This is a genomic window from Streptomyces sp. NPDC104226 (genome assembly GCF_055584085.1).
The window spans coordinates 433,887-451,451 of record NZ_JBVJMS010000001.1; the positions used below are offsets into that span (position 1 = coordinate 433,887).

A 17,565-nucleotide genomic window follows, 5' to 3' on the forward strand; every position below is an offset into this window, starting at 1 on the left:
CCTCCCGACTCAGGACTCAGGCGCGGGCGCTCTTGCGACGGCGGTACTCGTCGGTCGGCACGCCGCCCACGCCCCAGTCCTCCAGGGAGACTTCCTCGATGAGGACGAACGTGGTGGCCGGGTCCTTGTCGAGGACCTCGACCAGCAGGTCGGTGACTCCTGCGATGATCTCGGCCTTCTGCGACGCGGTGGCGCCTTCACGGGTGATCTTGACATTGACGTACGGCACGGGGATTCCTCTTCTCTGGACGGGACGGGACGGGACGGGACGGGACGGAACGGGCAGGGGCGTCAGATGCGGCGGCCGGTGACGTGGCCGCCGTCCACCCGCAGGGCGTGGCCGGTCACGAACCCGGCGCCCGCGAGGTAGAGCACGGCGTCCGAGATCTCGGCGACCTCGCCGACCCGGTCCTGCAGGGCGAGGCCGCCGAAGGAGTCCACGTCGGCGCCCGCGTGCAGGGGGGTGCGGATGATGCCCGGCGCGACCAGGTTGACGCTGATCCCGTCGGCGGCGAGCTCCGCCGCGAGGCTCGTCGTCAGCGCGTGCACACCGGCCTTGCTGACCACGGGCGCGGTGGCCGGGAAGCCCGCCAGCGCGTGGTCCACCAGGACGGTGCCGATGTTGACGATGCTGCCGCCCCGGCCCTGGGCCCGCAGGGCCCGTACGACCGCCTGCGTGGTGAGGTAGGTGCCCTTGAGGTTCCCCGTCAGATAGCCGTCGAGCTCTTCCTCCGTCACGTCGGTGAAGGGCTTCGGCTCGAAGGTGCCGGCGTTGTTGACGAGGACGTCGATCCGCCCGAACCGTTCCAGCGCCGTGCGGACGAGCGCTTCACCGGTCTCCCGGGCGGCGGTGCTGCCCGGGACGCAGGCGGTGCGCTCCGGATGGCCGAGGCCGGCGGCGGCCTTGGCGAGACGGTCGGCATCGCGGCCGTTGAGGACGACGTTCGCGCCGGCCGCCAGGAAGGCGCGGGCGATGTCGAGGCCCATCCCGCTGGAGGAGCCGGTGACGAGGGCGGTCGTGGTGCCGGTGACGCCGGCCGTGGTGCTGCTGGTGACGCTCATGGAAGGTGTCCCTTTCGTGGGCGGCGACGGGGGAGTTCCGGTGGCCGACACCAGGAACCTAGGAGCCCTCGATCCATAACACCACGACGGAATATGGAGCATGTGATAATCCAGCGTTATGGATGTGGACTTGCGCGACCTGGAACTGCTCGAGGCCACGGCCGAGGCCGGCTCGCTGACCGCCGCCGCCGAGCTCCTCTACGTCAGCCAGCCGGCACTGAGCCAGCGGCTCACCCGGCTGGAGGCCCGTCTCGGCATGCCGCTCTTCGACCGGAAGGGCCGCCGACTGGTCCCGAACGCCGCCGGCCGCCGGCTCCTCGTCGCCGCCCGCCACGTCCTCGGCGAACTCGAATCGGCCTCGCGCGACCTGCGGGAGCTACGCGACGGGCGGGACCGGCGCGTGCGGTTCGCCGCGCAGTGCAGCACGACCTTCCCGTGGCTGCCTCCCGTCCTGCGCGCCTTCCGGGCCCGCGAGCCGGACATCGAGGTCCGGATCGAGACCGTCGCGGACGACGCCCCCATCCCGGCTCTGCTCGCCGACCTGGTCGACGTGGCTCTGGTGACCAAGCCGGACTTGCAGATGGACCGGGTGTCCCTGACCAGGCTGTTCGAGGACGAGATGGTGGCGGTGGTGCCCGCCGGGCACCCGTGGGCGTCCCGCGCACACGTGACCGCCCGCGACTTCGACGGCAAGGACCTGGTCCTCTACGACTTCTACGACCAGAAGCGCATCCCGTCGATGCCGCTGCCGATCCCCGCCGGGGCGCGGCCGGCCCGCATCACCACGATGCCCGTGGTGACCGACCTGGTGATCGAGATGGTGGCGGGCGGCCAGGGCCTGGCCGTCCTGCCCAACTGGGTGGCCTCCCCCTACACGGCCTCGCACGGTCTGGCCCTGGTCCGCATGGGTGCGAAGCCGCTGACCCGCACGTGGTTCGTCGCCACCCGGACCGGCGTCCGCCCGCCCCATCTGGAGGCGTTCGTCGAGGAACTCGTCGGCCGCCTCGAAGCTCCGCGCACGGACTGAGGAGGATCAGCCGGCGGCCCGGCCCCGGAGGGAACGGCGCATCAGGAGCCCGTAGACGGAGGCCGACACGATGATCCCGGCGGGCAGGGAGAGGTCCACGCCGCCCAGGGCCCGGGCGACGGGGCCCGTGTACAGGGTGTCCACACAGAGGACGGACGCCCCGATGCCCGCCGTCAGGGCCAGTGCGCCCGCCCAGTTGACGCCTCCGGTGTACCAGAAGGGGCTGCCCGGGGTTTCGTCGGTGAGCGCGGGGCCGTCGTAGCGCCCGCCGCGCAGCAGGATGTCGGTGGCGTAGACGGCGGTGCTGGGCCCGAGCACGACGACGGTCAGCTGGAGGAGGTTGGCGACCGTGTCGAGGAAGTCGGAGACGAGGAGCGCGTACAAGGTCACCGCGACGCCGAGCGCTCCGTCGACGAGGACCCCGAGGGAGCGCCGGACTCGGACGCCGGCGGCCTGCAGGGCGAGGCCGGAACTGTAGACGGTCATGGCGTTGTTGGCGATCGTGCCGAGCACGATCGCCGCCAGGAACACGGGTGAGAACCAGGAGGGGAGGATGCCCTCCAGCCCGGCCTGCGGTTCGGCCATGTCCACGACGGTGGCGGCGAGGGCGCCCAGCGAGGTGAGGAGGACTCCGGGCAGGAACCCGCCGAGCGCGGTCCAGCCCGCCACCGCCAGCGGGGAGGCCGTGCGCGGCAGGTAGCGGGAGAAGTCCGCGCTGTTGGTGTACGAGAGCGGTCCCGAGGCGATGAGTGTGAGACCGGCCGCGAGGGTGGCCCACAGGTCGACGCCGGTCAGGGGTTCCGCGGCCTGGTGGCCGAGGTCGGCGCGGGTGCAGACGTAGCCGGCGACGACGGCGAACGTGACCGTGAGGGCGATCGCGATCGGCGGGTAGAGCTTCACCATGGTGGCGTGTCCGTAGACGCCGATGGCCAGGGTGAGGGCGGCGATGACCACCACGACGGCCACCTTGACACCGCTGTCGGCGTCGATGCCGGCCTTCTCCACGAGGACGAAGGCGGCGGCCGCGGCGGCGGCCAGGTTGAGGGCGATGTAGCAGATGCAGAGCAGCCAGCCGTTGACGGCGATGTTCACCCGGTTCCCGCGGATGCCGTACATCGCCCGGGCGACCACCTCGCTCGGTGTGCCCGAGGCCGGTCCCGAGACGGCGAGCAGGCCGATCGGGGCCCAGAACAGGCTGCCCGCCACGATGACCGCGACGGCCTGACCCAGGCTCAGGCCCATGAGGACCAGGGCGCCGCCGACCACCATGCTCAGGTAGTTCACGTTCGCCGCCGCCCAGACGGCGAACAGCTCGCGGGCCCGCCCGTGGCGTTCCCGGTCGGGCACGTGGTCGATGCCGTGGGCCTCGATGCGGCCGGGCCGGTCCGTCTCCGCGACCGAGCCCGCGCCCGCGCCCTCACCCGAGCCCGCGCCCTCACCCGAGCCCGCGCCCGCGCCCGTACCGGTGCCGGTGTCCCTGGATGCCATGGAGCCCTCCGTCTGCGGTCGTACCCACCTGCGATCTTCACGCACCCGGGGCGGGACGGCGTACGGCGACATCAGCGCACTCGGGCGCTCACAAGGCAGTTGTGGACGGCAGGTACGGTTTCGGCATGGACGATCACGCAACGAATTCGACATCCGACGCTGCGATCCTGTCAGAATTGATCAAGGACACCGCGCGGGCACACCTGCTGAAGCTGGGCGGTGCAGGACTGTCCCCGGACTCGGTCGCCCAGGACTGCGGTCGCGCCGCCGACGAGGTACGGGCGCTCTTCCCGCACCGGGACGACCTGCTGACCGCGCTCGTCATCGATGCCTACGACGCGTCCGGCGCGGCCATGGAGCAGGCCGACGAGGCCGCCGCCGGCGCGGGCGCACCGGCGGGGGCGAGGCTCCTCGCGGTCACGCGTGCGCTGCGGACGTGGTCCTTCGACCACCCCGCCGAGTTCACCCTGATCTACGGATCGCCCGTCCCCGGTTACCACGCCCCGCAGGACACCGTCCTGCCCGCCTCCCGCACGCCCGGAGTCCTCGCCCGCATCGTGGGCGCGGCCCTGGAGGGCGGCGAACTCACCCCGCCCCGGCGGACGGTGCCCGGGCCGCCGCTGCTGCTGCCGGCTGCCGTGGAGGCCTTCGGCGGCTTGCCCCCGGCACCGTACTCGGACGTCATCGAGCGCGGGATCGTGCTGTGGAGCAGCCTGATCGGCCTCCTGGTGTTCCAGGTCTTCAGCCGCACCCACGACAGCGTCCGGGACGAGGCCGCGTTCTTCGACTACGCCGTCGCCGTGACGGCCGAAGGCATCGGACTCGTGGTCCCTCTGGACGGGGACGCCCGCTAACGGCTTTGGCCAGGGTTTTTGCGGGAGTTACCGTAGCCCTTCATTCGAGGGGGAAACGCGATGTCGCATCACGCTGGGTGGGGTCACCACCCGGGTCAGCCCGTACCGCCGCAGTGGGGAGGTGGCTGGATGCCGCCTCCCGCGCCCCAGCCGGGCGTCATACCGCTGCGGCCGCTCGCCACGGGCGAGGTGCTGAGCGGTGCCTTCGCGACCTTCCGGCGGTACTGGAAGCCCCTGATCGGCGTCATGGCCGTCGTCCAGGGGATCGGGATCCTGCTGGTCGCCGCGACCCTCGCCGTCACCTTCGCGGCCGCCTTCGACCGGTTCTCCGCCGTCTTCGATCTCGCCCCGGGGGAAGACCCCCGGGGCTCGGACGTGGCGGCCCTCTTCCTGTCCTTCGTACCGGCGGCCGTGGTGCTGCTGATCGCGATGACGGTGGGCGCCGCGCTGTTCAGCGCCCTGTGCCCCGGGTTGGTCCAGGAAGCGGTGCTCGGCCGCGCCGTGACCTTCGGCTCGCTCTGGCGCCGCAGTTGGTCACGGCTGCCGTCGGTGCTCGGCACCGTGCTGCTCACGTCACTGGCCGCGGGCGGGCCGATGCTCGTGCTGTACGCGATCTGCATCCCGCTGATCGTCACGTCCACGGACCTGGACGGCTCCGGTCCGCCGGCCGCCTTCGGCCTGCTCATGCTGGGCCTGCTGCTGTGCGTGCCCTTCTCGGTCTGGCTCATGGTCCGCTTCAGCCTCGCGCCCGCGGCGGCGGTGTGCGAGGGGCTGGGCCCCGTCGCGGCCCTGCGGCGTTCTTCGCACCTGGTCCGTGACAGCTGGTGGAGGGTGTGCGGGATTTCGCTGCTCGGTTACGTCGTGGCGACGGCCGTGGGGTACGCCATCCAGATGCCGTTCGGCTTCGTCGGCATGTTCGGCCTCTTCCCGACCCTGCCGGGGGCGGACGATCCCACACCGGAACTCGGCACCCTGCTCGTCGGATTCGCGGTCTACACCGGGGCCATGCTGCTCGGCGGCGTCATCAGCGCGCTGTTCCAGTTCAGCTTCCCGCAGTTGGTCATCGCCCTGCTCTACGTCGACCAGCGGATGCGCAAGGAGGAGCTCGCGGCGGCGCTCACCGCCACCGCGTTCCCCGCGCCGGCTGCGGCTCCGTAGACCCCGGCGGGCTCACGCCTACAATGCTCGAATGATCTTCATTGTGGTCAAATTCCCCGTCAAGTCCGAGTACGTCGACCAGTGGCCCGAGCTGGTCTCGGAGTTCACGCAGGCCACCCGCGGCGAGGCGGGCAACCTGTGGTTCGAGTGGTCCCGCAGTCTGGAAGAGCCGGACACCTACGTCCTGGTCGAGGCGTTCCAGGACGACGCCGCCGAAGCGCACGTCACCTCCGCGCACTTCCGCAAGGCGCTGGAGACCATGCGCCCCCTGGTCACCCGGACGCCGGAGATCGTCAGCACCACCATCGAGGGCGCGACCGGCTGGAGCCGGATGGGCGAACTCCAGGTCGACTGACGCCGGACCGGCGCCACTTCACACCCGGCCCCTCCCCCGGCCCGCTCCCCCGCGGGTCGGCGGAGGGCGCATGTTGATTTTTCCCTCGGCCGCGGAGAACCGAACGGCCCCGTCCGGCGTGATACCCCACACCACACGCATGGGCATGGACACGAACGCGGGGGAACACGGGTGGGATTCACGAGGAAGGCCCGATCTGCGGCGCTCGCCGCAGCGGTGACGGGGACGCTGATCGCGGGGACGGTGTCGGTCGGCGTGACACCGGCGCTGGCCGCAGGCACCACCGCCCGGGACGGCAAGGGGGGTTCGGCCGAGGGCCGGGCGAAGAAGGAGTCGAAACCGTCGGCGACGGTGACCCTGATCACCGGAGACCGGGTCGTCGTCAAGGGCGACGGCAGCGTCGAGCAGGTGCTCCGCGGCGCGGGCCGTGAGGGGACCGCCTTCTCGGTGCGCCGCGAGGGCGCGCGCACGTACGTCATCCCGCAGGACGCCCTGCGGCTGGTCGCCGACGGGGTGCTCGACCGCAGGCTGTTCGAGGTCGCCGGGCTGGTCAGGGACGGGTACGACGACGCGCACCGCAGCACGCTGCCCCTGATCGCCGGCTACCGGAGCGACGCCTCGGGGGCCAGGACCTTCGGGGCCTCCGGGGACACGCTCGCGGCGGTCGCCCGTGACCGTCGCGAGCTGCCCGCGGTGGCGGGCGAGGCGTTCAACGCGCCGAAGACCGAGGCCGCGGCCCTGTGGACCGCGGTCACCGGCCGCAAGGACGCCCGGACGCTGGGCTCCGCGCCCGTACCGCCCGTCGCCCACCTGTGGCTGGACGGCAAGGTGAGCGCGACCCTGGACAAGAGCGTGCCCCAGATAGGCGCGCCCGCCATGTGGAAGGCGGGCTTCACCGGCAAGGGCATCAAGGTGGCGGTCCTGGACACGGGGGTCGACGAGACCCACCCGGACCTCAAGGGCGTCGAGACGCTGCAGAAGAACTTCAGCAGCTCGCCCGACTCCAAGGACCGGTACGGGCACGGTACGCACGTGGCCTCCACGATCGCCGGGTCGGGCGCACGGTCGGGCGGCCTGTACAAGGGCGTGGCACCCGGTGTGCAGCTCCTGGACGGCAAGGTCCTGGACGACGACGGCTTCGGCTCCGACTCCGAGATCATCAGCGGTATGCAGTGGGCCGTGGACCAGGGCGCGGCCGTGGTCAACATGAGCCTGGGCGCTCCCGACGAGCCCGGCGTCGACCCCAAGGAGGAGGCGGTCGCCCGGCTGTCCGGCAAGGCTCTGTTCGTCGTGGCCGCCGGGAACGAGGGCGACAAGCCCCGCACGCTGCGCTCGCCCGGCAGCGCCACGGCGGCGCTCACCGTCGGCGCGGTGGACAAGCAGGACCAGCTCGCGGAGTTCTCCAGCCGCGGTCCGACCGCCGATGGACTGGCCAAGCCGGACATCACCGCCCCGGGCGTCGACATCACCGCCGCCGCGACCACGCAGGGCACCTACCCCGGGCCCCCCGAGGGCTACGTCGCCATGTCGGGCACCTCGATGGCCACCCCGCACGTCGCGGGGGCCGCGGCCCTGGTCAAGCAGCAGCACCCGGACTGGAACGGGGACCGGATCAAGGCCCTGCTGACCGCCTCGGCCACACCCAACCCCAAGTACAACGCCTACCAACAGGGTGCGGGCCGCGTCGACCTGGTCCGGGCCGGCAAGGCCGTCGTCACCGCCGATCCCGGTTCCCTCGCCTTCGGTACGCAGCTGTGGCCGCACGCCGACGACAAGCCTGTGTCCAAGTCCCTCACGTACCGCAACCTCGGGACCAAGCCGGTCACGCTGAAGCTGAGCACGGCCGGCACCGACCCGTCGGGCCGGCCGGCTCCGGCCGGGATGTTCACCGTGAAGGACGCCCAGCTCACCGTCCCCGCCGGGGGTACCGCGACGACCACCGTCACCGCCGACACCCGCAAGGGCACGGTCGACGGCGCCTTCGGCGGCACCGTGCTGGCCTCCGGGGACGGGCAGCAGGTGCGCACCGGCCTCGTGGTCGAGCGCGAGGTGGAGTCCTACGACGTCACGCTGAAGCACCTGGACGTCAAGGGCGGGGCCCCGGCGACGTACTACACCACGGTCACCAAGCTCGGCGCCGGAACGGAGGGCCGCTTCGAGGTCCCGTACGACCAGAGCGGCACGGTCGTCCAGCGGCTGCCCAAGGGCGAGTACCTGCTGGAAGGCGTTCTCTGGGGCCCGGACTCCACCTTGGGCTTCTTCGTCCAGCCGATGCTGAAGCTCACCGGGAAGACCACGGTCACCTTCGATTCCCGCAAGGCCAAGCCGTTCGCCGTCACCCCGCCGGATCCCACCGCGAAGCTGGTGAGCGCCTACGCCGGGTTCTACGACGAGGCCGCGATGGTGTCCGACATGTGGGCCACGGACGGGTTCACGAAGATCCTCACCCAGCACCTGGGCCCGGCCGCGCCCACGCTCCGGGCGCAGTACAACGGCCTGTGGAAGACGCCGGGGGCGGCGGGCAGGAACATCGACCACCGGCTGGCCTTCAACCGTTCGGGCACCTGGTTCACCGGGCTCGACCGCAAGCTCACCAAGGCCGACGTCGCCGAGGTCAGACTCGGATTCGGCGCCTCGGTCACCGGAGCCAAGGGGATGATCTACGCGACCCCGACGGACTCCACCGGCTACACCTCCGGGGTGCAGGACCCCGCCGAGCAGAGCCTGCCGCTGGCGAGCACCCAGTACGTCACCACCGAAGGCGGGGTGCGCTGGTCCTGGGTCGCCTCGCAGATCAACCCCCAGGGCGAGCCGAGCATGATCTACACGCATGACGTCGGGTCGTACCAGCCGGGCCGCCGGTACACGCTGAACTTCAACACCGGCGTGGTCGGCCCCAACCTGGCGGCCGGGAGGGAGCAGGCGGCGACACGGACCGGTGACTACGTGGACTTCAACGTCGGGCTCTTCAACGACGGCGGCGGCCACCCGGGCTCGTCCGTGACCACCGGCGGCTTCACCCGGCTGGAGTCCGGCGGCCGGGTCATCGCCGAGACCGATCCGAACGGCTGGCTGAGCGCCGAGGTCCCGGCAGGCAAGGCGACGTACCGGCTGACCAAGGAGGCGACCCGGTCCCCGAAGGACACGGCGACCAGCACCAAGGTGAACGCGATCTGGACGTTCGCCTCGGCCCGTCCGGCCACGGACGGGGCCGTGGCGCTGCCGCTGTCCACGGTGCGGCTCGCGCCGAGTCTGAGCCTGCGCGGAACGGCGCCCGCGGGCGGCGCGCTGAAGGTGCCGCTGCGACTGGCCGGCCCGGCCGCCGGGGAGGGACAGGTCGCCGCGCTGGCGGTCAGGGTCTCCTTCGACGGGGGCGCCACCTGGCGGCTCCTCCCGGTGGCGACGGACGCGGACGGGGCGCGTTCGGTGACCGTGCAGCACCCGGCGGCGGCCAAGGCCGTGTCGTTCCGGGTGGACCTGAAGGACAAGGCCGGCAACTCCGTGCGGCAGACGATCACCAACGCCTACCTGCTCGCTCCCTGAGCCTGCCGTACACCGCTCCGGCCCGGCCCCGCATCGCGCGGGTGCCGGGCCGGACCGGTTCCGGGTCGCGTGCGGCGCGGAGCCCGGGGCGTCGTTTGACCCGGGGGTGTGCCGCTCGCTTTGATTGCAGCGGTCGCAGCGAGTAGATTCGTACGCTTGTTCGCTAAACCGGGTGCGCGAGAGAGCGAGGGCTGCACCGATCATGCCGATCACGAGGACCGGACGGTCGCTGGGACGGCAGTTCGGGTGGCTCTGGGCGGCGTACACGGTCAGCACGCTCGGCACCTGGCTCGCCTTCGACGCCTTCGCCCTGATCGCGATCCTCGCCCTGCACGCCGGGCCCGCCGAGGTGTCCGCGCTGGCGGCCGCGGGACCGGCCGTCGCCGCGGTGGTGGCGCTGCCGCTCGGCCCCTGGGTGGAGTTCCGCCGCAAGCGGCCGGTGATGATCGCCATGGACCTGATCCGGTTCGCGGCACTGATGAGCGTGCCCGCGGCGTACGCGCTCGGGCTGCTCGGCCTCACCCAGCTCCTGGTCGTCGCGGTCGTCGTCGGCGCCGCGGACATCGCCTTCACGGCGGCCAGTGGCGCCTGCCTGAAGGCGCTCGTCCGGCCGGAGGACCTGATCGTCGCGAACGGCCGCTTCGAATCCACCACCTGGACCGCGACCATGCTCGGCCCCCCGGTCGGCGGCGTCGCGATCGCCGCGTTCGGACCGGTGATGACGGTGGTGGGCAACGCGGTGAGCTACCTGCTCTCGGCGGCGGGGATCCGCGCGATCGGCGGCCAGGAGCCGCGCCCCGCCGCAGCGGCATCGCCCGCGGGAGGACCGGCGCGCCCGCGCTTCCGCGACCTGTTCGAAGGCTGGAGGTACATCCTGGCCGACCCCGTGCTGCGCCCGCTCTTCGCGAACACCATCCTGGTCAACGGCCTGATCATGGCGACCGCACCGCTGCTCGCCGTCCTCATGCTCGGCCCGCTCGGTTTCTCGCCCTGGCAGTACGGGCTCGCCTTCGCCGTGCCCTGCGCCGGGGGCCTGCTCGGCTCACGGCTGGCCCCGCGGCTCGTCGAGCGGTTCGGGCAGCACCGGGTCATGATCACCGCCGGGTGGCTGCGGGCGTGCTGGCTGCCCTGGCTGGCCTTCGTCCACTCCGGGCCCGGCGGGCTCGTGCTCGTCATGGCCGTCGAGTTCGGACTGATCACCTGCATGGGCGTGTTCAACCCGGTGTTCGCCACCCTCCGGCTCACCCGGACACCGACCGACCGGGTCGCCCGCGTCCTGTCCGCCTGGTCGGTGACCAGCAAGGCGTCCATCGCCGCACTGACCGCCCTGTGGGGCCTGCTGGCCGCCTTCACCGGACCCCGCACCGCCCTCGCGGCCGCCGGTGTCCTGGCCATGGCCACCCCGCTGCTGCTCCCCCGGCGCGATCGCACGTCCCGGGGGAAGCAGCGCGAGCCGCTGGGCTGAAGCCGGGCCACCGGCGTCAGGGCAGGGTGGAGGTGCCCGGTTCGGGCAGCCAGTCGCGGGCCGGGTCGTACTCCAGCCAGCGGCTGCGCCCGGCCTCCGCGGCGAAGGCTTCCAGCAGGGTGTCCAGCAACGGGTGCCCGGCGCCTTCACGGCGCCCGCCGTCTCCGTGCCCGACGTCTCCGTGCCCGACGTCTCCGTGCTCGCCGCCTCCGCCCCCGCCGTCCCCGCGCCACAGGAGCGACCAGGCGTAGAGCGGTGTGGGGTCCACCAGCGGAACGGACCTGATGCCCGGGATCCGCGGGAGCGGCACGTCGGCCGGCATCAGCGCGAAGCGGCGCGCGTCCCCGGACAGTCCGGCCAGGAAGTGCTCCGCTCCCAGGTTCGGGCCCTCGGCGTGCTCGCGGACGCCGAACCGCTCGGCGAAGCGGTGCAGGAAGTCGAGCCGGTCGAGGGCGCCGGGGGTCCACAGCACGCTCTCCGCCAGACGACCGGGCCGGAGCGAGGCTTCTCCCGCCAGGGGATGGTCCGCACCGAGGACCACGTCCACCGGCTCCAGCCGCACCAGACGGTGCGTCAGCCCTTCGGGCAGGGGCGGGTGGACCCGGCCGAACGCCGCGTCGACGTCCCCGTGGAGGAGGGCTGCGGCCACCGCGGGCAGATCGCGTCCGTGCCCCAGCTCCATGGCCGGTCCGGGGGCGTGCGCGGCCACCTGGGCCAGGGTCCGCATCGGTGCGTAGAGGTGGCCCCATACGTCGACCCGTAGCGGCCGCCGTTCGCCGCGTACGGCGGCCACGGCCCGTTCGGCGGCGGCCAGGGCCCGCCGGGCCGGGTCCAGGAAGCGCCGGCCGGCCTCGGTGAGCCGTACGCCGTGGCCGCCCCGGTGGAACAGCTCGGCGCCGAGCCCGGATTCCAGGCGGGCGATCCGCTTCGACAGGGCCTGCTGGGAAATCGACAGGGTCGCGGCCGCGCGTCCGAAGTGCAGCTCCTGGGCGGTCAGTACGAAGGCACGCACCTGTGCGAGGTCCAGATCCACGGCCCTCACCTTAGGCGACAACCTTTGATTGTCGCCCGGTCCCGGGGGTTGTTGGACGGTGCGCGAGTGCCGCCGCTTCCATGATCCGCATGAAGAGACTGATTCCCACGGGCGATCCGGCACGGCCGGTGGAGTTCGCCGACGTCGCGCAGCCCGTCCCGGCCGCGGACGAGGCCCTGGTCCGGGTGGAGGCGTTCGCGCCGAACCGCGGCGAGACCTTTCTGCTGGAGAACCCGCGGCCGGGGCTGCTTCCCGGGAAGGACGTCGCGGGGCTCGTGGTACAGGCGGCGGCCGACGGGTCCGGGCCGCCGGTCGGCGCCCGCGTCGTCGGCCATCCGCCGCTGGGCGGCTGGGCGGAGTACGTCGCCGTGCCCACGCACTCCCTGGCCGTGCTCCCGGACGGCATCGACGCCGTCCGGGCCGCGGCCCTGCCGCTGGCCGGGATCACGGCCCTCCGGCTGCTGCGCACGGCCGGCAGCGTGGCGGGCCGGCGCATCCTGCTCACCGGTGCGGCGGGCGGGGTGGGCCACTACCTGACCGAACTCGCCGCCGCCTCGGGCGCGGACGTCACCGCCGTGACCGCCACCGCCGCGCGCGGCGAGGGACTGCTCGAACGGGGCGCGACCGCCGTCGTGCGCGAGGTGACGGAAGCACGGGGGCCGTTCGACCTGGTGCTGGAGTCCACCGGCGGCACCGCCCTGCCGCAGGCGCTGGCCGCACTGGCCGCCGGAGGCACGCTGATCTGGTTCGGCCAGGCGAGCCGGACACCGGTCACGCTCGACTTCTTCGACTTCTTCGCGGGTCCGGCAGGCGCCTCGATCCGGCACTTCCAGTACGCCGGCGCCCCCTACGGCGAGGACCTGGCGACGCTGGTCCGCCTGGTGGACCGCGGGCGGCTGCGGCCGGAGATCGGCCGCGTCGACGACTGGGAACGGACCCCCCGGACCCTGGTGGACCTGCGGGAGCGCCGGATCCGCGGCAAGGCCGTCCTGACGACGGGAGCGGCACGATGAGCACACGGTCCACCGGCCTCGCGACCGCGTCCGCCTTCGCCGCCGCCCAGTTCACCCGGGCCACCGGGGCCGGGCTCGATCCCCACGCGTACCTGCGCGCCACGGACGGGGCCGACTCCGTCGGTGCATGGAGCGAGGCGCTGATCCGTACCGCCCGGGAGTACGTGGCGCGCGCACGGGAGGCGACTGCCGTCACCGCCGTCACTGCCGTCTCTGCCGTCTCCGCGGGCGAGTACGAGCAGGCGGCGGCACGGTGGTTCCACTTCGCCACCCTGGCTCCGCACGCGGGCGGCGCCGCGCACCACGCGGCCGCCGCCGCGGAGGCGGACGCCGCCATGGGCCGCGCCCTGGCCCTGCTGGAGCCCGGCGCCCGTCGGCTGGAGGGTCCCGCCTTCACCGGATGGCTGCGCGGCCCCGCCGACGCACCGTCCACGGTGATCGTGGTCCCCGGACTCGACTCCGGCAAGGAGGAATTCCACCGGGTCACCGCGGCCCTGCTGCGCAGGGGTTCGGCCGTGTTCACCATGGACGGCCCGGGGCAGGGCGCACTCGCGGCCTCCACGACCCTGCGCCCCGACTACGACCGGGTGATCGCCCAGGTCATCGACGCCCTCGGCGTCGAGCGCGTCGGCTTGATCGGCCTCAGCCTGGGCGGCTACTACGTCGCACGCAGCGCGGCCCTCGAACCCCGCGTGGCAGCCGCGGCAGTGGTGAGCGGCCCCCACCGCCTCGACTGGGACGCCCTGCCGCCGCCCTTGCGGGACCTGCTCGCCCAGCGTGCCGGAGGGACCGGCGCGGCACGCGCGTTCACCGCCGAGGTCGACCTGTCGACCCTGGCGTCGCGCATCGCGTGCCCCCTCCTGGTGGTCGACGGCGGCGAGGACCGGGTCCCCGGCGTCACCGCCGGCTCGGAACTGGCCCGCCGGGCACCGAAGGGCGAGCACCTCCTGGTTCCCCCGGGCGACCACCTTCTCGGCAACGCCCGGCCCGACTGGCTCCCCACCACGACGGACTGGCTCACCACAGCCCTCGCCGCCCCCGCGAAAGCCCCGTAGCACGGGCCCGCCCGGCCGGGGCGTGAAGGCTCCGGCCGGGCGGGTGGTGTGCGGTGTACGGGGTCGGGAGACGGTCAGGAGATGGTGAGGAAGCGGGCCGCGCTCGGTACTCCCTTGGCGTCGAGGGCGAAGAGCATGTAGTTCCCCGGCAGGACCACGCCCGGGTCGGCGGGGATGGACACCGTGTGGGTGCCGGTTCCCGTGGCCGTGGACGCGAGGGGGACCCGTCGCTGGTCGTTGTCGGTGGAGTGGGTCGCTGCCGCCGCACGCATCAGGACGAAGGATGCCGCCGGGGTGCCGGTGGCGGTGGTGAGCGTCAGGGTGGTGCCCGGGGAGGTTCGGGCGGGGACGTTCCCCGTGATCTCGGGGCGGGGTTTCGCGGATCCGTCCGGGTTGAGCAGGTACGGCGGGGTGAAGACGGCTCCGTCGGCGTGGTTGGTGGCGCAGTCGCCGCACAGGCCTCCGCCGCCGGAGAAGACCCGGCCGTCCGGCAACAGGTTCGCCACGCTGTGGTAGTTGCGCGGAACGGCCATCGTGGCGAGCGGGGTGAAGGCACCGGTCGCGGGGTCCCACAGTTCGGGGGTGAGGACCGAGGTCGCATCGCTGAACGGGACCGGGTAGCTCTGTCCGCCGAAGACGATCACCTTGCCGTCGGGCAGGACCACGCTGTTGGCGAAGGCCCTCGCGTACGCCATGTCTCCCGTACGGGCGGTTTCGACCTGGCTGCCGGCGATGCTCACGGTGTAGGCGCGGTTCGTGGCGGGGGTGTTCTGGTAGGCGGGCGAGCCGCCCAGGGTGAGCAGTTTGCCGATGTCGTAGGCGACGGCGTTGCCCGTCATGGCGTCGGCGCTGTCGGCCCGGGTGCCGGCAGAGGTGATGCTGCCCGTCCCGGTCGTGGTGATCCAGTTCATCTGCTTGCTCGGCCCGAGCTGCAGCACCTTGCCGCCCGAAGTGGCGTGCAGCCACATGTGGTTGTCGGCGCGGTAGGGTCCGGCCGGGTCGGCCGTGGAGGCCTGGAGTGCGGGGACTCCCGGGAGTCCGCGCCAGGTCCGGGTGAGCGGCGACCAGACCTCACCCGCCTTGTCTCCCGCGGGCCCGCTCCAGGATCCGCCCAGGACGAAGGCCTCGCCGGTGGAGAGGAGCGTCATGGCCTGGTAGCCGCGGGGGATGTTCATGGCGGCGGTGGCCGACCAGGTGTCGGTGGCGGGGTCGTAGATGCTGGCCTTCTCCGCGTTGCTGCCCCCGGTGACCAGCACGCGGCCGTCGGCCAGCATGGCTATGCCGGGACAGAACATGTCGTGCCCGGTGTTGTCGATGCGGCGCTGGGTGACCTTGCCGGTCTTCAGGTCGAGGATCGCGGTCTGGGTGTAGCCGTTGCTGCCGCCGAAGCGGTCCACCGCGTACGCCGACCAGGCCAGCAGCTTGTCGCCCGGGAGCACGGCCGTGGCCACGGGGACCAGGGGGAAGCCGGTGATCCGGCCCCAGGATCCGTGGACGGCGGGGGCGGCCGGCCCGCTCAGGCGGATCTCGGCGGCGGAGGTCCACGGACCGCGGGCGCCGGCCTCGGTGGTCACGGTCAGCCGCACGAACCGGGCGTTCGCGGTACGGGTGAAGGTGGCGGTCTTGACGGTGTCGTCGTCGCGCCAGGTCCCCGCGGCCACCGGAGCGCCGAAGGCGGTTCCGTCGGTGCTGGTGGTGACGGTGTACGCGCCCGCCCGGCCGTTGGTGCCGTTCGTGCGGGGGTGGTAGACGAGTGCGGAGACGGCGGCCGTGCGGTGCATGTCGATGGTGATGCTGTGCGGGAGCGGAGCCGGGGTGCCCGACCACCGGCTGTGCCAGATGGTGCCGGTGTCCCCGTCGAGGACCTGCGAGGCACGGCCGTTCTCCCGGGCCGTCTCCTCGTCGCTCGCCACCGCCGTCCAACCGGTCCGTGCCAGGTCGACGGTGGCTTCCGGGGTGCCGGGGTCGCCGAGCAGGTTGATCTCGGCGGCGGAGGTCCACGGGCCGCGGGCGCCGGCCTCGGTGAGCGCCGTCAGCCGGACGAACCGGGCCCCCTGCGGAGCGAACCCGAGCGTCTTGGCGCTCCCGTCGTCCGCGAGCGTGCCGCCCGCGACCGGGGCCGGCCAGTTCACCCCGTCCGCGCTGAGGCTGAGGCTGTACTCACCGACGCGCCCGTTGACCCCGTTGGTGCGCGGGGTGTAGACGAGCGCCGATACGACCGCCGTGCGGTGCATGTCGATGGTGATGCTGTGCGGGAGCGGAGCCGGGGTGCCCGACCACCGGCTGTGCCAGATGGTGGCGGTGTCCCCGTCGAGGACCTGCGAGGCACGGCCGTTCTCCCGGGCCGTCTCCTCGTCGCTCGCCACCGCCGTCCACCCGGTCCGGTCGAGGACGGGGGCCGTCGGCTCCATCGCGTTGGCCGGTGCGATGCCGTGGTGCGGCGACTGCTTCGCCGCCTGATCGCCGAAGGGCGCGGGGGACGGCACGGACGCGGATCGGGGATCCGGACCCCGGCCGGCCGCGGCCTGGCTCGCGACCCCGAGCCACGGCGTGAAGCCGATCAGCAGCGCGCCGAGGCCGAAGGCGATGAGCAGACGGGATCGGCGTAGTGCGCGGGGTAGGGCGAGGAAGCGCCTGGACTGCAATCTGACCTCCTGGGGCGAACCGGTATGCCCCATGGAAGATAGGTCAGCTGGGCGACAACTCACCCAAACGAGCGAAGAGTTGACGCAAAACCGCAGCCTTCCCAGGACACCCGCTAGACCGGCACGGTGTCGCCGGCGGCGAACGGGCCGCCGTGACCGGGGACGATCAGGTCCGCCGCGGCGAGCACCCGCAGCCGGGAGGCGCGCAGCACCTCGCGGTCCGGGGCCACCGGGTCGTCGGCGGGGCCCTGCGCGTGCCACCACAGATCGCCCGCGAAGGCCACCACACCCTCATCGGTCCCGGCCAGCAGGGTGATGTCCTCGTGGCTGTGCCCCGGCGTGCGGATCAGGCGCAGGGAGGGGGTGAGTTCGTACCCCTCGGCGTCCCGGTTCGTCCACTGGTCGCCCTGGTACTCGACCTTGTGGTCGTGCACCCGGGCCCCGCCGAACAGGCCCACGTTCATGGTGTTGTCGGGGTGGTGGTGGCTGAGCACCACGTCGGTGATGTCCTCGGGGCCCAGCCCCAGTTCCGCGAGCGGACCGAGGATGTCCGCGTGGCTCGCCACCATGCCCGGGTCGAAGACGAAGTGCCGGCCGGCATCCGATACGTAGGAGACGGTGGCGGCGACCCCGGGGCCGGTGGAGCCGACGTAGCCGGTGGTCAGGACCTTGTAGACGGCGCTGCGGCCGAGCGGTGCGTCGGTGCCGGTCGCGGTGCCGGTCGCGAAGTCCGTCGTGGTGTTCGTCGTGGTCGCGGTGTTCGTCGTGTTCGTCATGGCTGCAATCCTGCCGAGGCGGACGGGGGCGTACGAGTGGCACACCTGCCAGTGATCGCAGGATTCGTGCCAGGGGTGGCAGACTGCCCCC

14 protein-coding genes are annotated in these 17,565 nt (G+C 72.9%); 8 read left to right on the forward strand and 6 right to left on the reverse strand.

The features are described from left to right. Positions 1–16: 16 nt before the first annotated feature. Together ACZ60J_RS01975 and ACZ60J_RS01980 are read right to left on the reverse strand one after the other, a co-directional pair. Entirely contained in the window at positions 17–229 is a 213-nt protein-coding gene (locus ACZ60J_RS01975; protein WP_469678147.1) for a tautomerase family protein, read from the reverse strand. A gap of 62 nt (positions 230–291) precedes the next feature. Next, positions 292–1,062, reverse strand: a complete 771-nt coding sequence (locus ACZ60J_RS01980) for an SDR family NAD(P)-dependent oxidoreductase (RefSeq protein WP_469678149.1) — start codon at positions 1,060–1,062, stop codon at positions 292–294. Positions 1,063–1,180: 118 nt separating this feature from the next. On the opposite strand from ACZ60J_RS01980, the gene ACZ60J_RS01985 reads away from it, so the two are divergent. Continuing rightward, complete coding sequence (locus tag ACZ60J_RS01985) at positions 1,181–2,089, forward strand: LysR family transcriptional regulator (protein WP_469678151.1); 909 nt, start codon at positions 1,181–1,183, stop codon at positions 2,087–2,089. Between the two features lie 6 nt (positions 2,090–2,095). Here the strand turns inward: ACZ60J_RS01985 and ACZ60J_RS01990 are convergent, their stop codons facing one another. Further along, entirely contained in the window at positions 2,096–3,577 is a 1,482-nt protein-coding gene (locus ACZ60J_RS01990) for a purine-cytosine permease family protein (protein ID WP_469678152.1), read from the reverse strand. Positions 3,578–3,753: 176 nt separating this feature from the next. On the opposite strand from ACZ60J_RS01990, the gene ACZ60J_RS01995 reads away from it, so the two are divergent. The 5 genes from ACZ60J_RS01995 (at position 3,754) to ACZ60J_RS02015 (ending at position 10,952) form a co-directional block, all read left to right on the forward strand. After that, a complete protein-coding gene (locus ACZ60J_RS01995) occupies positions 3,754–4,431 on the forward strand; it encodes a TetR-like C-terminal domain-containing protein (RefSeq protein ID WP_469678154.1) in 678 nt (225 codons plus the stop codon). Positions 4,432–4,560: 129 nt separating this feature from the next. Beyond that, a complete protein-coding gene (locus tag ACZ60J_RS02000) occupies positions 4,561–5,589 on the forward strand; it encodes a DUF7847 domain-containing protein (RefSeq protein WP_469678155.1) in 1,029 nt (342 codons plus the stop codon). Between the two features lie 31 nt (positions 5,590–5,620). Further along, positions 5,621–5,944, forward strand: a complete 324-nt coding sequence (locus ACZ60J_RS02005; protein WP_469678157.1) for a putative quinol monooxygenase — start codon at positions 5,621–5,623, stop codon at positions 5,942–5,944. Positions 5,945–6,115: 171 nt separating this feature from the next. Continuing rightward, entirely contained in the window at positions 6,116–9,487 is a 3,372-nt protein-coding gene (locus tag ACZ60J_RS02010; RefSeq protein ID WP_469678159.1) for a S8 family peptidase, read from the forward strand. A 202-nt stretch (positions 9,488–9,689) separates the two neighbouring features. Then, positions 9,690–10,952, forward strand: a complete 1,263-nt coding sequence (locus tag ACZ60J_RS02015; protein WP_469678161.1) for an MFS transporter — start codon at positions 9,690–9,692, stop codon at positions 10,950–10,952. Positions 10,953–10,968: 16 nt separating this feature from the next. Here the strand turns inward: ACZ60J_RS02015 and ACZ60J_RS02020 are convergent, their stop codons facing one another. Next, positions 10,969–11,985 (reverse strand): LysR family transcriptional regulator, encoded by a 1,017-nt coding sequence (locus ACZ60J_RS02020; protein WP_469678163.1) that lies wholly within the window; start codon positions 11,983–11,985, stop codon positions 10,969–10,971. Positions 11,986–12,074: 89 nt separating this feature from the next. Here ACZ60J_RS02020 and ACZ60J_RS02025 point away from each other — a divergent pair, with 89 nt between their 5' ends. Then, positions 12,075–12,998 (forward strand): zinc-binding dehydrogenase, encoded by a 924-nt coding sequence (locus ACZ60J_RS02025; RefSeq protein WP_469678165.1) that lies wholly within the window; start codon positions 12,075–12,077, stop codon positions 12,996–12,998. Next, complete coding sequence (locus ACZ60J_RS02030; RefSeq protein ID WP_469678167.1) at positions 12,995–14,053, forward strand: alpha/beta hydrolase family protein; 1,059 nt, start codon at positions 12,995–12,997, stop codon at positions 14,051–14,053. The genes ACZ60J_RS02025 and ACZ60J_RS02030 overlap by 4 nt, the downstream gene beginning before the upstream one ends. A gap of 74 nt (positions 14,054–14,127) precedes the next feature. Here ACZ60J_RS02030 and ACZ60J_RS02035 read toward each other — a convergent pair whose 3' ends face one another. Further along, positions 14,128–16,698 (reverse strand): discoidin domain-containing protein, encoded by a 2,571-nt coding sequence (locus ACZ60J_RS02035; protein ID WP_469678169.1) that lies wholly within the window; start codon positions 16,696–16,698, stop codon positions 14,128–14,130. Between the two features lie 113 nt (positions 16,699–16,811). Next, a complete protein-coding gene (locus tag ACZ60J_RS02040; RefSeq protein ID WP_469678171.1) occupies positions 16,812–17,474 on the reverse strand; it encodes an MBL fold metallo-hydrolase in 663 nt (220 codons plus the stop codon). Positions 17,475–17,565: the final 91 nt, after the last annotated feature.